The 409-nt window shown below is 67.5% G+C and carries 1 pseudogene; it reads right to left on the bottom strand.

What is annotated here, in order from left to right:
- Positions 1–409: pseudogene (locus Q1A87_RS23840) on the bottom strand (hypothetical protein); the annotation flags it as partial.

The raw sequence follows: 409 nt of genomic DNA, 5'->3' as shown, positions 1-409 counted from the left end.
ATGGTGATGATGATCTCGGGGGCCGCCTGCTCGATCCGGATGGTCGGCGTCGGCATGTCGATCGTCACGTTTGCCGGCGCCTGACGGACGACGATCTCACTCTGGCCTTCGGAGACGGTGACGGACGGCGCGCCGGGCTCGATCTCGACCTCGGCCGGGCTCTGCTCGACCTCGACGCGCGGCGGCGTCCGGTCGAGCATCACGCGGCCCTGGATCGTGACCTCGTCCTCGAGCCTGAGCGTCGTCTCTTCGGTCTCGGCGACGGTCGTGCTGGACTCGGACTGCGTCTCGCCCGACTGGCTTTGCACTACGAACAGGCGCTCGTATTCGACGCGACAGGCTTCACCGTCGCCGGTCTCGACGATCTGCGTGATCTGGGCCTCGTCTGCCCCCTCGGGCAATTCGCTGG

It is taken from the genome of uncultured Jannaschia sp. (assembly GCF_947494055.1).
GTDB lineage: Bacteria > Pseudomonadota > Alphaproteobacteria > Rhodobacterales > Rhodobacteraceae > Jannaschia.
The sequence above is the reverse complement of the archived record's forward strand: the minus strand, read 5'-3'. Positions and strand labels throughout refer to the sequence as shown.